17 protein-coding genes are annotated in these 16,597 nt (G+C 66.5%); 7 read left to right on the forward strand and 10 right to left on the reverse strand.

Annotation, left to right across the window (positions count from 1 at the left end):
- Window position 1 precedes the first annotated feature (1 nt).
- From HD599_RS13565 to opgC, 4 genes are read left to right on the forward strand one after another with little or no spacing between them, the layout of a single operon-like run.
- Complete coding sequence (locus HD599_RS13565) at window positions 2–1,990, forward strand: glycosyltransferase (protein WP_184240622.1); 1,989 nt, start codon at window positions 2–4, stop codon at window positions 1,988–1,990.
- A complete protein-coding gene (locus HD599_RS13570) occupies window positions 1,987–2,319 on the forward strand; it encodes an STAS domain-containing protein (protein ID WP_184238453.1) in 333 nt (110 codons plus the stop codon). Before HD599_RS13565 ends, HD599_RS13570 begins: the two co-directional genes overlap by 4 nt.
- 10 nt (window positions 2,320–2,329) lie before the next feature.
- A complete protein-coding gene (locus HD599_RS13575; protein WP_184238455.1) occupies window positions 2,330–2,746 on the forward strand; it encodes an ATP-binding protein in 417 nt (138 codons plus the stop codon).
- Window positions 2,734–5,247, forward strand: coding sequence for an OpgC domain-containing protein (opgC, locus tag HD599_RS13580; protein ID WP_343062075.1), 2,514 nt, complete (start codon window positions 2,734–2,736; stop codon window positions 5,245–5,247). Before HD599_RS13575 ends, opgC begins: the two co-directional genes overlap by 13 nt.
- Window positions 5,248–5,280: 33 nt before the next feature.
- Here opgC and arr read toward each other — a convergent pair whose 3' ends face one another.
- The gene (gene arr / locus HD599_RS13585; RefSeq protein WP_184238457.1) at window positions 5,281–5,679 is read right to left on the reverse strand and encodes an NAD(+)--rifampin ADP-ribosyltransferase; all 399 of its coding nucleotides are present in this window, start codon (window positions 5,677–5,679) and stop codon (window positions 5,281–5,283) included.
- 10 nt (window positions 5,680–5,689) lie between these two features.
- Complete coding sequence (locus tag HD599_RS13590; protein WP_184238459.1) at window positions 5,690–6,352, reverse strand: dihydrofolate reductase family protein; 663 nt, start codon at window positions 6,350–6,352, stop codon at window positions 5,690–5,692.
- Between the two features lie 139 nt (window positions 6,353–6,491).
- Here HD599_RS13590 and HD599_RS13595 point away from each other — a divergent pair, with 139 nt between their 5' ends.
- Together HD599_RS13595 and HD599_RS13600 are read left to right on the forward strand one after the other, a co-directional pair.
- Window positions 6,492–6,860 (forward strand): DUF2256 and DUF3253 domain-containing protein, encoded by a 369-nt coding sequence (locus HD599_RS13595; RefSeq protein ID WP_184238461.1) that lies wholly within the window; start codon window positions 6,492–6,494, stop codon window positions 6,858–6,860.
- Window positions 6,861–6,957: 97 nt separating this feature from the next.
- Entirely contained in the window at window positions 6,958–7,350 is a 393-nt protein-coding gene (locus tag HD599_RS13600; protein ID WP_184238463.1) for a PPOX class F420-dependent oxidoreductase, read from the forward strand.
- 32 nt (window positions 7,351–7,382) lie between these two features.
- Here the strand turns inward: HD599_RS13600 and HD599_RS13605 are convergent, their stop codons facing one another.
- Window positions 7,383–8,288 carry an SGNH/GDSL hydrolase family protein gene (locus tag HD599_RS13605; RefSeq protein WP_184238465.1) on the reverse strand — a complete coding sequence of 302 codons (906 nt, stop codon included), beginning with the start codon at window positions 8,286–8,288 and terminating at the stop codon, window positions 7,383–7,385.
- 442 nt (window positions 8,289–8,730) lie between these two features.
- On the opposite strand from HD599_RS13605, the gene HD599_RS13610 reads away from it, so the two are divergent.
- The gene (locus tag HD599_RS13610) at window positions 8,731–9,744 is read left to right on the forward strand and encodes an AraC family transcriptional regulator (protein ID WP_184238467.1); all 1,014 of its coding nucleotides are present in this window, start codon (window positions 8,731–8,733) and stop codon (window positions 9,742–9,744) included.
- 26 nt (window positions 9,745–9,770) lie between these two features.
- Here HD599_RS13610 and HD599_RS13615 read toward each other — a convergent pair whose 3' ends face one another.
- Genes HD599_RS13615 through HD599_RS13645 form a run of 7 tightly spaced genes read right to left on the reverse strand, consistent with a single transcriptional unit; the run spans window position 9,771 to window position 16,594 of the window.
- Complete coding sequence (locus HD599_RS13615; RefSeq protein WP_184238469.1) at window positions 9,771–11,432, reverse strand: FAD-dependent oxidoreductase; 1,662 nt, start codon at window positions 11,430–11,432, stop codon at window positions 9,771–9,773.
- Window positions 11,410–11,688: a UBP-type zinc finger domain-containing protein gene (locus HD599_RS13620; protein ID WP_184238471.1), complete on the reverse strand. Its 279-nt coding sequence runs from the start codon at window positions 11,686–11,688 to the stop codon at window positions 11,410–11,412. The genes HD599_RS13615 and HD599_RS13620 overlap by 23 nt, the downstream gene beginning before the upstream one ends.
- Window positions 11,685–12,185: a thioredoxin gene (gene trxA / locus HD599_RS13625; RefSeq protein WP_184238473.1), complete on the reverse strand. Its 501-nt coding sequence runs from the start codon at window positions 12,183–12,185 to the stop codon at window positions 11,685–11,687. The genes HD599_RS13620 and trxA overlap by 4 nt, the downstream gene beginning before the upstream one ends.
- Window positions 12,182–14,815 carry an ATP-dependent chaperone ClpB gene (clpB, locus tag HD599_RS13630; protein ID WP_184238475.1) on the reverse strand — a complete coding sequence of 878 codons (2,634 nt, stop codon included), beginning with the start codon at window positions 14,813–14,815 and terminating at the stop codon, window positions 12,182–12,184. The genes trxA and clpB overlap by 4 nt, the downstream gene beginning before the upstream one ends.
- On the reverse strand, window positions 14,806–15,132 hold the full coding sequence (locus tag HD599_RS13635) for a chaperone modulator CbpM (protein ID WP_184238477.1): 327 nt from the start codon (window positions 15,130–15,132) through the stop codon (window positions 14,806–14,808). The genes clpB and HD599_RS13635 overlap by 10 nt, the downstream gene beginning before the upstream one ends.
- Window positions 15,129–16,091 (reverse strand): DnaJ C-terminal domain-containing protein, encoded by a 963-nt coding sequence (locus HD599_RS13640; RefSeq protein ID WP_184238479.1) that lies wholly within the window; start codon window positions 16,089–16,091, stop codon window positions 15,129–15,131. The genes HD599_RS13635 and HD599_RS13640 overlap by 4 nt, the downstream gene beginning before the upstream one ends.
- The gene (locus tag HD599_RS13645) at window positions 16,091–16,594 is read right to left on the reverse strand and encodes a nucleotide exchange factor GrpE (RefSeq protein ID WP_184238481.1); all 504 of its coding nucleotides are present in this window, start codon (window positions 16,592–16,594) and stop codon (window positions 16,091–16,093) included. The genes HD599_RS13640 and HD599_RS13645 overlap by 1 nt, the downstream gene beginning before the upstream one ends.
- Between the last annotated feature and the right edge of the window lie 3 nt (window positions 16,595–16,597).

The raw sequence follows: 16,597 nt of genomic DNA on the forward strand, positions 1-16,597 counted from the left end.
GATGGAGGTGACCAGGCGCGACCTGCGCCAGCTCGCCCACTCCACGTCGTTGCGTCGGGTCGCGGCCATCCGCATCGTGGTGGTGCTCGCCGCGGCATCCGGTCTCAACTACGTCATCTGGCGCTGGTTGGCGTCTGTCAACTGGGAGTCGTGGTGGATCGCCGTGCCGCTCGTGCTGGCCGAGACCTACAGCCTCATCGACTCGCTGCTGTTCGGTATCGGTGCGTGGCGGATCCGGGAGCGCGGGGAGCCGCCGGCACCGCCCGACACCGGCTTCACCGTCGACGTCTTCATCACGACCTACAACGAAGAGGTCGATCTGGTGATGCGCACTGCGCGCGCCGCCGTCGCCATCGAATACCCGCACACGACGTGGATCCTCGACGACGGCAACCGCGCCGAGATCCGCGCCGCGGCCGAGGCGCTCGGCATCGGCGTGATCACGCGGTCGGCGGACTGGGTCGACCGGCCCCGCCACGCGAAGGCCGGCAACCTCAACAACGCGCTGCTCGAGACCGCGGGCGAATTCATCCTGATCCTCGATGCCGACCAGGTGCCCGACCCCCGCATCCTCGACCGCACGCTCGGGTACTTCAAAGACCCCATGGTCGCCCTGGTGCAGACCCCGCAGTGGTTCGAGAACGTGCCGAAGGCCGACGTGCTCGGCAGCCAGGCGCCGCTCTTCTACGGCCCCATCCAGCAGTCGAAGGACGGCTGGAACGCCGCCTTCTTCTGCGGCTCGAACGCGATCCTCCGCCGCGAGTCGCTCATGCAGCTCGGCATCTCGCGCTACGTCACCGAGGTCGAGCGCTCGGTACACCGCGCCATCCGCACCTCGAAGAAGCTCCTCACCTCCGCCCGAGCGGAGGCGCAGGGCGACCGCCGGGTGAAGCTCGCCCTGCGGCAAGCCGCCGAGATCGTCGAGCAGGCACGGATCGAACTCGAACGCGGCGACGGCATCTCCGACGTCACCTACCGCTTCCAGCGGGGCATCGACGCGATCGCGGTCGACCGCGCCGACTCGGACATCGCTCTCATGCGGGACGACCTCCGAGAACTCGCTGCGCTCTCCAACGAGACCGACACGTTCGCCGAGATCGACGACGCCGCCCTCGCACTGCTCACCGGCCGCGAGACCTCGCCGGTCGCGGCCATCGAAGCCATCTCGATCCTCGCCCGCGCGCTCAACGTCGACCGGGGCGACGAGGCACAGGCGATCATGCCGATGGCCACCATCTCGGTCACCGAGGACATGGCGACGTCGATGCGCCTGCACGGCCTCGGATGGCGCTCGGTCTACCACGGCGAGATCCTCGCGGCGGGCCTTGCCCCCGAAGACCTCGAGACCATGCTCGGCCAGCGGCTGCGCTGGGCGCAGGGCACGATGCAGGTCTTCTTCCGCGAGAACCCGCTACTGCAGCGCCGCATGAACGTCGGCCAGCGGCTGATGTACTTCGGCACCATGTGGAGCTACCTCTCCGGGTTCCCGGCGCTCGTCTACGTCACGGCTCCGATCCTCTGCCTCTCCTTCGGCGTGATCCCGGTCACCGCCTACAGCGTCGACTTCTTCGCCCGCTTCATCCCGTTCCTGATTCTGAACCAGCTGCTCTTCTGGGTCGTCGCCGCCGGCCGCCCGACCTGGCGCGGCGCGCAGTACTCGCTCGCCCTCTTCCCCGTGTGGATCGAGGCCGTGACGTCGGCGTTCAAGAACGTGTTCCTCGGGCAGCCGCTCGGATTCCTCGTGACGTCCAAGACCCGGGTCGAAAACGGGCGCCCGCGCTGGGATCTGATCCGACCCCAGCTCTTCGTCGTGGGCGGCCTGATCGCCGCCCTCATCATCGTCACCATCCGCATCCTCGCCGGACAGGCCGAGGGCATCGCGCCCTACGTCAACATCATCTGGGTCTTCTACGACCTGGCTGTGTTCAGCATCATCATCCGCGCCGCGCTCTACCGGGGCCCGGCCGCCACAACAAAGGAGACCCTATGACGTCGATCGACGTACGCGCAGAAGGCGGAGGGGTGGTGCTCGTTCCGAGCGGCCGCCTCACCGTCGTGACCGCGCCACAATTGCGCGAAACGGTCGCCAACCAGCTCGTCTCGGGCCAGCAGCTCATCGTCGTCGACCTGTCGAGCACCGAGTTCGTCGACTCGTCCGGCCTCGGCGCTCTCGTCTCGTGCCTCAAGTCGGCACGTCAGGCCGGTGGCGACCTCCGGATCGTGGCACCCACCGAGCAGGTCTCGATGGTGCTGCGCATGACCAACCTCGACCGCATCCTCCAGCCGCGCGCGTCCGTCGACGACGCACTGCGCGGATAGAGCCACCGGGATGAGCGCATTCGCACACCGTGAGGTGGATGTACCCGCAACCCTCTACAGCATCGAGACTGTACAGATCGAGTTCGACACCTGGTGGAACGAGCTCGGCGAGCAGAAGCCCGAGACGCGATTCGCGTTCGAGCTCGCCGTCGTCGAGATCGCAACCAACATCGTCGAGCACACCCACCGCGCCGAGGGGACCTCCGGCCGCCGCTTCCACCTTGAGCTCGACGCGGACGAGACCTCGATCACCGCGCAGTTCGCCGACAACGGCCTGCCCTCCAACATCGACCTGAGCACCGTCACGATGTCCGACGTCGAGGCCGAGGGCGGACGCGGCCTCGCGCTCGCGATCGCCGCTCTGCACAGCCTCGAGTACCGATTCGAGGACGGACGCAATATCTGGACCCTCGTGTGCCTGCGCTGATCCGCCGAGCCCTGGCGGTTCTCGCGCTCGTCGCGGCCGGGGTCGTGCTCGGCCCGGCCGCGGTGGCGCCGGCGTTCGCGGCGACCCCCGCCGACGCGCCCCAGCCCGACGAGGTCTGGTTCGGCCCCGACCTCGACTGGACGAACGACGCCCCCGACGGCTACGCGGGCCGCCTCGGCGAGACCCCGTCGATGTACGAACTCACGCTGCCGTATCCGATCAGCGAGGATGCCGCGGCGCAATGGCGCACGACGGCCCGGGCGGTCGCCACCCAGGGCGCGGTCCTCGTGCTGAGCTTTCTCCCCTCCGAGGCCCTCGGAGACCTCACCGCCTCCGACGCCGAAGCCGCCGAGTCCCTGCTCGCCGAGATGCACGACCAGTACGGCACGCAACAGCTGCTGCGTTTCGCGCCCGAGATGAACGGCACCTGGATCTCGTGGGGCCAGCAGCCCAACGCGTACGTGGACGCCTTCACGCTCGTCGCCGACACGGTCCACGCCGGCGACTCCGGAGCCCTCATGGTCTGGGCCCCGTCCTACGGGTCGGGCTACCCGTTCGGTCTCGCCGAGGGCCGGCTCGACTCACTCTCCGCGACCGACCTGGCCAGGCTCGACACCGACGGCGACGGCGACATCACCGAGTCCGACGACCCGTACGCTCCATACTTCCCCGGCGACGACGCCGTCGACTGGGTGGGACAGACGATGTTCTACTTCGGCAAGGGCGAGGCGACGGCGTCGGCCGGCGTCGAGGTGCCCCTGACCGAGAACCAGGCGGCCGTCGACACCGAGGTCGAGCAGCGCTTCACCGAGACCTGGGGCTACACCGTCGCGCAGGACGACAACTTCTACGACCGGTTCGCCGTCGAATACGACCTCCCCCTGCTGCTCGACACCGGGGCCCTCTACGACGACGAGCTCGACGGCGCGACCGAGACGGACGTCAAACGCGGGTGGTGGCGGCAGGTGCTCACCGCGGCATCCGACCGCCCTCTCATCAAGGGCATCACCTGGCTCGAGGCCGAGCGCGAGGAGGCGGAGGCCGGCGGCGACGAGGTCGACTGGCGGGCCACCGACGACCCGCAGATCGCGGCGGCACTGCTCGACGACCTGCGGGCCCACGGCGGCATCGAGTTCGGGCCGGTCACCGAGGTGGTCTCGAAAGAGCAGGGCAACGCGGCGACCGTGCAGGTGCGCGAAGACGGCACCAGCACCGGCGGCGACCAGATGTCGTTCATCGTCTGGTGTGCGGCAGGACTCGCGATCGCCTTCCTGCTCTCGGGGCTGATCGGCAAGTTCGCGCCGAGCTGGCGCTACGTCGACGACGGTTCGTCCAGCCGCGACCTGCGCATCGACCTGTTCCGCGGCTTCATCATCCTCGCGGTGGTGGTCACGCACATCGAGGTCGCGGGCGCCCTGTCGTACGTCACACTGCAGTTCATCGGCGCGATCACCGGCGCCGAGATGTTCGTGTTCCTCTCGGGACTCGTGCTCGGCATGGTCTACCCGCTGGGCGTGCGCAAGTTCGGCGAGCTGAAATCGGCGACCGGGGCACTGAGGCGAGCGGGCAAGCAGTACACCGTCACCATCGTCGTGATCCTCGTGGTGTTCGCGCTGAGCTTCGTGCCCTTCCTCGGCGCCGCGGCGATCACGACGTTCACCGACCGCGGCACTGGTCTGGACGGACTCGGCGCCGAGGGCACAACCTACGACCTCTACCCGAACGCCGACCGCCTGCTCGACTACCCGCCGCCCTGGTACGCGGTGCGCCAGTTGCTGCTGCTCGAGATGGGGCCGTGGCCGTTCAACATCATGGGCCTGTTCGTGGTGCTCAGCGTCACCATCCCGGCCGCGATGTGGTTGTTGAAGCGCAAGCTGTGGTGGGTGCTGCTGGCCGTGAGCTGGGGCCTGTACCTGTGGCGCACGTTCGTGCCCGACGCGCCCGCGCTGCCGTCGCAGTTCGAGGCGGTCTTCCCGCTCTTCCTCTGGCAGGTCCTGTTCGCGCACGGCCTCGTCGTGGGCTACTACCGCAAGCAGATCACACGCGCGCTGACCAGCCTTCCCGGCCGCATCATCACCGCGGTCGTCGTCGTGGGCTACGCGGGCTTTCTCGTCTACCTCTGGGCGGGCTACACCTACGGTTTCGAACCGACGCCGTTCCCGGTGGGCTTCTACGACTCGCTCTACGGCACTGCCTACCAGCGGGTCGACATGCAGTGGGGCCGTCTCGCCGACGTGGTGCTGATGGTCGTCTGCACCTACGCGATCCTCACCGCGTTCTGGAAGCCGATCAACGCTGCGATCGGCTGGCTCTGGATCCCCCTCGGCCAGGCCAGCCTCTACGTGTTCGTCTGGCAGGTGTTCTTCGCGCTGGCCGTGGCCTCGATCCCCGGCCTCGACCGCTCCAACGTCTGGCTCGGCACCGGGATCCACATCGGTCTCATCCTGCTCGTCTGGTTCATGGTCAAGAAGAAGTTCATGTTCAAAATCATCCCGCGATGATTCAGGGGCGAGGATGCCGCGGCAGCACGCGGTTCAATTGATGATCTCTCCGCGCTCGTCGGAACGGATCGCTGCCAGCCGTCGCCTCCACGCCTGGAGCGCCTCGGGGGTGAGCCGCGTCCAGTCGGCGACCTCGCCGATCACCCTGATGGGCGCGCTGCTGCGGTACGAGCGCGTGGGGTTCCCGGGGAACTTCTTGTCGGTCACGTTCGGATCGTCCTCGAACTCGCCGGTCGGCTCGACGGCGTAGACGCGCGGTTCGCCGTCGCCCGCGGCGAGTTCGGCGGCCAGGCCGGCGCCGTCCGGCAGCGCGGTGAAGTAGATGTGGTTCATCACGATCTCGGGACGGTAGTTCGACCGGAAACCCGGCGTGAGCAGGTCGCCGACGCGCAGGTCGGCTTTTGTTCCGTGGAAGAACGGCCCCTCGTCCACTGCTCGGCTCCTATCTCGAGGTGCGCGTGAAGACGTAGTGCACGACGCCGCTCGGCGATGCGGTCGCCTCGACGTCGAACCGTTCTTCGAGGTGTTCCAGCCCGTCCCACAGGCGCACTCCCCGGCCGAGCACGATCGGCACGACCACGACGTGCAGGTAGTCGACCAGGTCGGCCTCGAGGAACTCGCGCACGACCGTGGGCCCGCCGCCCAGGCGCACGTCGAGGCCGCCGGCGAGCTCGGTCGCGAGGGCGAGGGCGTCGACGGGTGCGAGCTCGCGGAAGAGGAACGTCGTCTCGCCGACCGCGAGGTCGGGGCGGGTATGGTGCGTGAGCACGATGACGGGCGAATGGAACGGGGGTTCCTCTCCCCACCAGCCGCGCCACGACTCGTCCTCCCACGGGCCGAGCTGCGGGCCGAACTTGCGGCGCCCCATGATCTCGACCCCGATGCCCCGGTTGGTCGCGGCCGCGAACGCGTCGTCGACGCCCCGGGAGCCGCCGCCGACCGCCTCGTCCTCATGGCCGGTCATGCTCACGAAACTGTGGGTGGGGAAGAACCAGCCCATCAGCCGCTGACCGGCATGCCCGAACGGGGTCTCGAACGACTGGCCCTCGCCGGTCGCGTAGCCGTCGATCGATACGGCGAGGTTGTGTACGCGGAGTTGGGTCATGTCGTCTACGTCCCTCCAGAGCGGTTGCTGCTGACGCGTCATCCCAGATCTTCGGATCAGTATGGCAGCGACGGTGCCGCGCTGCCGGGGCGGGATGACCGCCCAGCCGCTTTTGTCGTTCGCGGCGCAGAATGGGGTTATGACTCCGGAGCCCAAGACCTGTCGATCCTGCGGCCGGGAGATCACCTGGCGCAAGAAGTGGGAACGCAACTGGGACGAGATCGCCTACTGCAGCGACGCCTGCCGCAGCCACAAGATCTCGGCGACCGACCGAAAGCTCGAGCAGGCGATCCGAGACCTCCTCGCCGCCCGGGCACTGACGTCGACGATTTGTCCGTCGGATGCCGCACGCGCCGTCTCCCCGGACGATTGGCGTGACCTCATGGAACCCGCCCGCCGCGCCGCCCGCCGTCTGGTCGCCGCGGGCGAGGTCGACATCACGCAGGGCGGTTCGGTGGTCGACCCGTCGCGGGCGAAGGGGCCGATCCGTATCCGGCGGCGCGCGTAGGCTCTGCCTTCTTCATGGGTCCCCCGCTTCCCCACCCCGGCATAGAGGAGAATGGTCGGACAGCAGAGGCACGCTCTGTGTGCCTTGAGGAGCTTCGATGACCCTGCCCGAATCTCTGCTGGAACTGCTGCGCAAGCCGAGCCCGTGTTTCCTCTCCACGATCATGGCCGACGGATCCCCTCAGGTGACGGAGACGTGGGTCGACACCGACGGCGAGCACGTCATCATCAACACGGTGGTCGGATTCGTGAAGGTTCGCAACGTCGAGCGGGATCCCCGCGTGGCAGTTGCAATTCAGGACCCCGAGAACCCGTTCCGCTACATCCAGGTGCGGGGCGAAGTGATCGGCATGACGACGGATGGCGGTGCGGAAAGCATCGAGGCGCTGTCGCAGAAGTACACCGGCCAGCCCTACCCCTGGTACGGCGGACGTGACCAGCAGCGCGTCATCCTGACCATCAAGGCCAACAGCGTCAGCGGTCAGGGCTGATCGCTTGTGATGATGCCCCCTCGCGGGCAGGTTCACGCTCGTATCTGCCCATAAGGAACAGGCATCGGGCTCGGCGGGCGCAGAGAATCTGCGACCTGCGCGCCGATGCGTTCGCCCCATCTCGAATAGGTGCGGGACGTGAGATCCCTGGCGGCATCCAATGTGATCATCGGCGTACCCGTCTGTTCGCAGATCCGGCCCGTCACGATATCGAGTGTTCGCGCATGGTTGCCGGTGATGCGACGTGCGAACGGGCTGAGATAGCTGGCTAAATGCAGGCTTGCGGTGCTCGTCACGAACACTGATGTGGCGTCGGCGGACTTGAGAGCCTTCACCAACGCCGACATGTCACGCCGCCAGCCGCGGCGGGTAGTGAGACAAAAGGCATCGGTCGTGGCCATCATGAGGATTATGGAGTCGTATCCGTCGAGAGACAGTTCGCCGAGAGCACTGAGTGTCGAGCGGGCCGACGCGGCCGGTTGTGCCACCAACGTCACGACCACACCGCGCTCAAGTCTTTCGGCTGTCTGTCGGGCCAGATTCCCCGCAATGCCCAACTCGTGGCTCCTCACTCCGAACCCCGCCGCGGGTCCGTCACCGATGAGGAGAATGCGGGCGGGGTCGTTTCCGGCGACGCTGATCTCGGAGGATCCGCTCGGGTATAGCCACTCGCTCTCATCCTGAGTTCGTGCGCGGAACCATCCCCAAAAGAATGCTCGCAGGAGCACGTGCCAGTACGCCTGAGCCCAATGCGACGGTGGTAATTTTTTCGCATCACTCGGAGGCGGGGACTCGCTACGGGGCACCGCGCCATGTGAGGCGGGCCCGCCAAATTCGTGATCGACCTTTTTGTCACAGTCGCACCGGACGTGGATCTTGTGCCCGGAGGCAGCCTGCACGAAGATCTCGGCGTGCTGGGTTTCTCGGTCGATCGCCATCGCCACCATCGTCAGAACCCGGCCGACAAGTACTCGGCCGCTTGCGCTTCTGACATGTCGAATCGTCTCCCGCCGATGAGGTGGTTCGCGACGATGCCCGGAAGCTGGCGGCGTACTGTGTGGCTTGATCGACCTTCCAGGCTCAGCCGCACTGGCCGCTCTTCCCCTGCCCCCAGCAGGGGCATCCCGGGGACTGAAGCGTGCGGGGTTTCTCCGCGGAGGGCCATCGCCGACACCTTTCAGATAGTCGTCACTACGGTCGTGCTGGCACGCGCGGAAGCGCGCTCGACTCGATCAGGATCGCTCGGCCGGGGTACCGCGACCCCGACTGTGCCAACGTATGCGCCGCAAACCAGTCCCCGATATCCGCCCAGCGCGGAAGAACGTCCGATCTGCGTGCAGGGACCGGACGGACGTCCAGTCGCGGCAATAGAATCACTGCATGGGAGCGGACACCGGCGAAATGTTCGCGAGCCACCGTGTCGCGTCGTGCCACGACATCGACCATGCCCGGCAGGCCCTCAGCAACGTTTTCCTGCCAGTCGACTTCCCCTCGGCGCGGACTTCCGCGATCGTCGATTTGAAGCTCAACGCCCTGCGAGTCGGTCGGCTTACCTGCGGGTACATGAGTTTTCACGATGCGGTGAGCATCGAGACCGCGGAGGCGGAAAACTATCACGTCGATATTCCGACGGGTGGCAGAGCGATGATGCGGGCGGGCCTCGGCTCGCCGGTGTACGGGTCGGACATGACGGCCGGGATCTTTATGCCCGGGCGGCCGGTGGATATCGACTGCGGGGAAGGGTTCGCGCAACTCTCGCTGATGATCCCTCGCGACCTGTTGCAGCTCGAAATCGAGAACCTGCTCGGCGACGAGCTCGCCAGCCCGCTCGAGTTCCAGGAAGAGCTCGATCTCACGACACCTGGTGCTCGGTCGATGATGCAGGCCCTCAGAATGATCGACGACGCGTCCGGACAGAATGGCGGAGCGCTAACGCACCCGTTGGCGGTCCAGAGGTTGGAGCAAGTGCTCGTTCACAGTCTGCTATTCGCGCAGCGGCACAATCACTCGCTCGCCCTCAGTGGACCGTCGCCTGCCCCGGGCGTCCGTCCGGTATCGCGCGCGATCGAGCTCATGCGCAGCGATCCTGCGCATCCGTGGACAGTGGCGGAGCTGGCGGCCGCGGTTTCGCTCAGCGTGCGCAGCCTGCAAGAGGGCTTCCGCCGCTCTCTGGACACGACGCCGACCGTGTATTTGCGGCACCTCAGACTCGAGAAGGCACACGACGAACTGACGTTGGCGGCGCCGGGCACGGTGAGTGTGACGGAGGTGGCCGCACGATGGGGGTTCGTCCACCTCGGAAGGTTTGCAGCGTCGTACCGCCGAGCATTTTCCGAGCACCCTTCTGACACGCTGCGGTCCGCGGGAGTGCGCGAACTGCCGACCGCGAAATAGCGAGCGCGCCGGCTTGTCGGCCGTCCTCACCGTCGGCCTGTCTTGACGAGGTAGTCGTAGACGAAGCGCGCGGCGACTGCGCCCTCGCCGACGGCGGACGCCACACGTTTCACCGAACCGCTGCGCACGTCTCCGGCCGCGAAGACTCCCGTGCTCGACGTTTGGAACGTCGTCGCGTCTCCGGCACCGGTCAGTACGAAACCACGCCTGTCGAGGGCGATCTCGTCGGAGAGCCATGCGGTGTACGGCTCGGACCCGATCAAGACGAAAAGAGCTGCTGTGCTGAGGTGTCGGCGCTCGTCGGTCTTCCCGTCCTGGACGGTGACCTCTTCGAGACGGGAGCCGCCTCGTAACTCGCATACTTCGCACGTGCTCCAAACGCGAACCCGGGGATTGTCGGCAATCCGTCCCGCGAGGTATCGGGACATGTCCCGGTTCAGATCGTCGTGGCGGATCACCAGGTTGACGATGGTCGCGCTCCTCGCCAGGAACAGTGCGGCTTGGCCTGCAGAATTGCCGCCGCCCACGACAGTGACCGGGTCTCCGCGGCAGAGTCGTGCCTCGAACTCGGTGGCAGCGTAGAAGACGCTGGACCCCTCGAGCCGGCGCATGCCTGGAATCTCGAGGCGGCGGTAGCGGACACCGGTCGCGAGCACGACCGCATGGGCTTCTACGCGGTCCCCGCCGGTCAGTCCTACGATGAAATGGCCGTCGGCACGCTCGAGCGATTCCGCCTCGCCGGGTACCTTGAAGGCGGCTCCGAACTTGCGGGCCTGGACCACCCCCCGGTCGGCGAGCTCGGCACCTGAAATACCTGCAGGGAACCCGAGGTAGTTCTCGATCTGGGACGATGTCCCTGCCTGCCCTCCTGTCGCGATCCCGTCGAGGACGATGGTGGAGAGCCCCTCGGAAGCAGCCGTCACCGCGGCCGCAAGACCGGCCGGTCCAGCACCCACGATGAGAATGTCGTGCGTGAAGCGAGGCGGCGCGTTCTCCCGCAGCCCGAGGACCTCGGCGAGCTCGGCGTTTCCGGGGTTGCGCAGGACGGTGCGGCCCTTCCAGATCATTACGGGTGTCTGGTCCGGCGGTATGCCGAGCGACCGCAGGGTTCGCTCGGCGTTGGGATCGTCGTCCAGATCTTCCCAGCGGTACGGGACGCGATTCCGACTCGCGAAATCTCTCAACCGGCGGGCGTCGGCTGAGTATCGGGAACCGATGATCCGCAGGCCGACACCGGCATCGACGTGTATGTTGCGCCGGAGGATGAACGCGCGCAAAATGAGGTCCCCCAGCGCCGGGCTGTCGGCGACCGCGTCTCTGAGGCGGTCAAAGGGCGTTTCCACGACCTCGACGTCTGTCTGAGCGACGGCGGTGACGTAGACGGCCTGACCCGTCAACATCGACAGGTCGCCCACGAAGCGTCCCCGTCCGTGGACGGCGATCACCCGCGACGCTTCATGCGGATCTTCCTCGTGGACGACTCGGACGCTGCCGTCGAGCACGACGAAAAGTCCACGGTCGAGGTCTCCCTCGCGGAACAGGACCGAACCTCGCGCCAACTGCTTCCGTTCGCCGTACGGAGTTAGCAGCGCGATCTGTTCGTCGGTGAGCCGAGGATAGGCGCCGGTGATGTCTGGCGTTTCGGGCAGGTGTGGGAGATCGAGTTCAGACGAACTGCTCGTCGGCATAACACCACCTCCAGCTCTCTCCAGGCTCGATCGAACGCACGATCGCATGGCCGGTCGCAGCCGCGTGGGTACGGGCGTGTCGCATCGGAGAGGAGTCACAGCAGCCGACCTCTCCACAGGTGAGGCACTGCCTCAGGTGCACCCAAGGAGTGCCCAGGCGGCGGCATTCCCCACAGACCGGCGCCTTGGGCGGAGGTACGTTCCGCACGAGCGGCAGATGCGCGTCTCGGCTTACCCGTCCGGAGAGCCTGGTCATGGCCGGCCGCCCTCGCCCGAGAGGTGATCCGCTCGCGAAGTCTTCCCCTTATCCGCGGGAAGGCGCGACGCGAGCCACGACCGCAGCGCCCGTGCCGGTGCCGCGCCGACCTGCGTGTCGATCACCCGACCGTGGTGCATGAGGATCAGTGTCGGGATCGCCTGCACTCCGAAGCGGCTGCTCACCTCCGGCGCCACGTCCGCGTTGACTTTGACGAGCTTCAAGTTGCCCGCGAGTTCTGTCGCCAGCTGCTCCAGCGCCGGGCTGACCATACGGCAGGGCCCGCACCACGGTGCCCAGACGTCCACGAGCACCGGGACGGTCGCCCCGTCCGCGACAGTTCCGAAGTCCGCGTCGGACGCGTCGACGATCCACACGAGCGGATTGCTGCAAGCCCCGCAGCGGGGAGCTCCCTCGGCGGCGGCGAGTACTCGGTTCTTCGAGCCGCAATTCGGACACTCAACGATCCGGGCCCGGTCATGCGCGGTCGTCGTCACGCTACTGCCTCACTGTGGTGGTCCGCCGCCGGTACGACGGTGAGCTCTCCTGCATGGAGATCGACGACGATCGTCGAGTCATCGGGAAGATCGCCGCGCAGAAGCGCCCGCGCCACCCGGGTCTCGACCTCGCGGGAGATGTACCGCCGCAGTGGACGGGCCCCGTACGCCGGGTCGAAACCCTGTTCCGCGATGAAGCGCCGAGCTCGTTGTGTGGTGTCGAGCGCAATCCTCTGCTCCGCCAGCCGCTCCCGCAGCTCGGTGAGCTGCAGGTCGACGATGCGTTCGATTTCGGCGAACGTCAACGGTTTGAAGAGAACGATCTCGTCGATCCGGTTCAGGAACTCGGGTCGGAAGTGTGACCGCAGCGAGCTCATCACCAAGTTCTGCGCATCGGACGTCGTCTCGCCGTTCGGGCCGATACCCTCGAGCAGGTGCTGGGACCCGATGTTGGAGGTCATGATGATGACCGTGTTACGGAAGTCGACTGTACGACCGTGGGAGTCGGTGAGACGCCCGTCGTCGAGCACCTGGAGCAAGATGTTGAAAACATCAGCGTGGGCCTTTTCGATTTCGTCAAGCAGGACGACCGAATAGTGCTTCCGCCTGACTGCCTCGGTCAGCTGCCCTCCCTCTTCGAATCCGACGTACCCGGGAGGGGCCCCGACCAGCCGGCTGACAGTGTGCGGCTCCTGGTACTCGCTCATGTCGATGCGGACGATGTTCTCCTCGCTGTCGAAAAGGGTTTGGGCGAGGGCCTTGGCGAGTTCGGTCTTGCCGACTCCTGTCGGTCCCAAGAAGATGAAGGAGCCGATCGGACGGGTCGGGTTCTTGATTCCGGAGCGCGCTCGGACGACCGCGTCGGTCACCAACTGCACCGCTTCGTCCTGACCGATCACTCGTTCGTGGAGTACCTCGTCAAGGCGTAGGATTTTCCCCCGCTCGCCCTCTTGGAGACGGCTCACGGGGATACCGGTCCACCGGGCCACGATGGAGGCGATCTCGTCGGCTGTGACGATTTCACGGAGTAGTCGCCTCCCTCCCTGTTTGGTCTGGAGCCGCTCCTCGCCGGCCACGAGCCGACGCTCGAGTTCGGGCAACTTCCCGTGGCGCAGGCTGGCCGCCCTGCTCAGGTCATATTCCCGCTCGGCCCGTTCGCTCTCCAGCCGCACCTGCTCGATCTCCTGCCGGAGCGCCTGGACCTCGCGAAGCGCTTGGCGTTCCGCTTCCCACTGGGCACGCATGGCGTCGGCTTCCGCTTTCAGGTCCGCGAGTTCCTTCCGTAGTTCTTCGAGGCGACGACGGCTGGCAGGGTCCGTCTCTTCGGCAAGCGCGGCCTCCTCGATCTCCAGGCGAGTGACGCGCCGGGTGAGCTCGTCGAGCTCCGCTGGCATCGAGTCGATTTCCGTGCGCAGCATGGCACAGGCTTCGTCGACCAGGTCTATGGCTTTGTCTGGCAGGAACCGGTCCGAGATATAGCGGTGGCTCAGGGTCACAGCGGCCGCCAGAGCAGCGTCGTAGATCTTGACGCCATGGAAGACTTCGAATCGTTCTCGCAATCCACGGAGAATTGACAGAGCGTCTTCGACGCTCGGTTCGTCGACGACAACCGGCTGGAATCGACGCTCGAGGGCCGCGTCCTTCTCAATATGGGTGCGGTACTCGTCGAGCGTCGTGGCGCCGATCATGTGCAGTTCGCCGCGGGCCAGCATGGGCTTCAGCATCTGGCCCGCGTCCATGGCCCCGTCGGATGCGCCAGCTCCAACTACGGTGTGCAATTCGTCGACGAATAGCAGAATCTTCCCTTCCGCAGCCAGTACTTCGTTGAGTACGGCCTTGAGTCGTTCCTCGAATTCGCCGCGGTATTTCGCGCCGGCGACGAGGGAACCCATGTCCAGGGCGAAAAGAATCTTGTCCCTCAAGCCCTCGGGTACGTCGCCGTTATGGATCCGCTGCGCCAGGCCTTCGACAATGGCTGTCTTCCCAACGCCGGGCTCACCGATCAGCACCGGGTTGTTCTTGCTCTTGCGGGACAAGATCTGGACTGTGCGGCGGATTTCCGAGTCCCGGCCGATCACCGGCTCCAGTCGCCCCGCGGCCGCCTCCGCGACGAGGTCGCGACCGTACTTGGCGAGGGCTTCGTAGGTCCCTTCCGGAGTGGCAGATGTGATCCTCTGGGCTCCTCTCACTCCGGCCAGCATCTGCAGGAATGAGTCGCGAGTCACGCCGTGCCGCGCCAGAAGCCGACCGGCTGCCGAGCCGGATTCTTCGTCGAGGAGCGCAATTACGAGGTGTTCCACGGACACGTATTCGTCCTTGAGCCTGCGGGCCTCCCTATCGGCAGCATCCAGGAGGCGGTTCAACCGCTGGGTGACGTACACCTTCCCGGGCTCGGCGCCGGAACCCGTCACGCGGGGGCGTTTCTCGAGCTCGTCAGCCAGGTCTTCCCGGAGTTGGTCTACATCCGCCCCCGATCGGCCGAGCAGCGGCAGCAATAGCCCATCGCTCTGCTCCACCAGAGCCAACAGCAGATGCTCGCCGTCGACCTCCTGATGGCCGAACCGGAGCGCCGTTGTCTGCGCATCGTGTAATGCTTCCTGCGACTTCTGCGTGAGCCTGTTCATGTCCATGGGATTCCCCTATCTGAGCGCGTTCGCCGTTGCAATCTCTCGAGGTCGGAAATCCGCTCGAGCAGATCCATCACCAGACCAAGCGACGCGTAAGAGAGGTTCAGCCGTAGGTGGAGCCGTTGGATCGTCGCCATCTCGCGCACCTGGGACGGGTCGAACCAGAGTCTCCCCTCCGCGTCCCGGCTGATTTCGAGCAAGCCGAGCGCGACTAGCCGCCGGACCAGGTCGGGGTGCACACCGGTTATCCGGGCGTAGCTGTCAAGACTCAGGCGATAGGGCCGTGCCAGTGGCGAGTTCGTCCCACCGGTCTCGGTCACGACGAGCTCCTCGGGTCGAATGTGGAAACCTTGCGGAGCTCCTCGAACAGCTCGCGCTCCTCCGCGGACGGCGATGGAGGCACCTTGATCTGGGTTTCGGCGAAGAGGTTTCCCGGCATTCCGCCTTTGTTCGGCAGCCCTCGCCCTTTCAGCCGCAGCCGCCGGTGGCTCGATGTGCCTGCAGGTACCTTCACAGTGGCGCGGCCGCCGGGAGTCTCGACGGGGACCGACGAACCGAGTGCTGCTTCCCACGGACTGATGGGCAGAACCACGTGCAGGTCGCGGCCCTCCAGCCGGTAGCGGGGATGCGGCTCGATATGGACGACGAGGTACAGGTCCCCCGCGGGGCCACCACCTGTTCCCTGTCCGCCCTGAGCGCGCAGCCTGATTCGCTGCCCGTCCACGACGCCGGCGGGGATAACGACATCGATGGTGCGCGGCCCATCCGAGTCGCGGAGCGACAGTGTTCGCCGGGTCCCGGCGAAAGCCTCCTCGACCGTCAGGTTCACCTCTGTTTCGTGGTCGGAACCGGAGACTGGCCCCCATCCGCTTCTGCCGCGTCCACGAGCGCCGAAAATGCCGCCGAGCAGGTCGTCGAGATCGATGTCGTCGCCGGCGCCAGAGTAGTTGAACCCGCCAGCGCCGTCTCCGCCCCACCCGCCGGACCTCCTGCCAGCAGCGCCGGCTCCCGCATAGGCGCGCTCCCGGCGGTAGGCGTCTGGATCCACGTCGGCACCGACCCGTCGGAAATTCTCGCCGAACGCGTCGTATCGTTTACGTTGCTCGGGGTCGGAGAGCACGTCGTACGCCGCGGAAAGATCCTTGAACCTGTCTTCCGCGCCCGGGTCCTTGTTGACGTCGGGGTGCAGCTTTCGGGCGAGCCTGCGATAGGCGCGTTGGATCTCCGACTGGTCGGCATCGCGGGAGACCCCGAGGACTTCATAGGCGTCGAGCGGCATTACTCGCTCCTGGTCGCTACTACGACCGACGCGGGGCGCAGGATTTCGCTGTCTTGCCCATAGCCAGCTCGGAGTACGTGAGCCACGGTGCCGGGGGCGAGTTCCTCGTCGACGAGTGTGCTGACCGCTTCGTGGCGGGCGGGGTCGAATGCTTCGCCGATTTCGTCCTCCCGCCGCGGGTATCCCAGTCCGGCGAGGACCGTGAGGGCCTGCTCGTGCACGGCGCGGAGCCCGTCGACGACCTGTTCGGGGTGCGAGGTAGCGTGTTCGAGTGCTCGCTCGAGGTTGTCGAGGACGGGCAGCCAACGGGATGCCACGGAGGCACGTTCCTGCCGGCGAGCGCTAGCTACGTCCTTTGAGAATCGTTTGCGGAGGTTGTCCAGTTCCGCGGCGGTGCGGCGCCACGCGTCATCGAGTTCGGCGATCTGGCTCGCTGCCTCGGCGGCGCCGTCATCAGTTCCGTCGTCGGCCGTCTGGGATTCGGTATCTTCTTGTCCGGACATGAC

This window comes from Conyzicola lurida, from assembly GCF_014204935.1.
Classification (GTDB): Bacteria; Actinomycetota; Actinomycetes; order Actinomycetales; family Microbacteriaceae; genus Conyzicola; species Conyzicola lurida.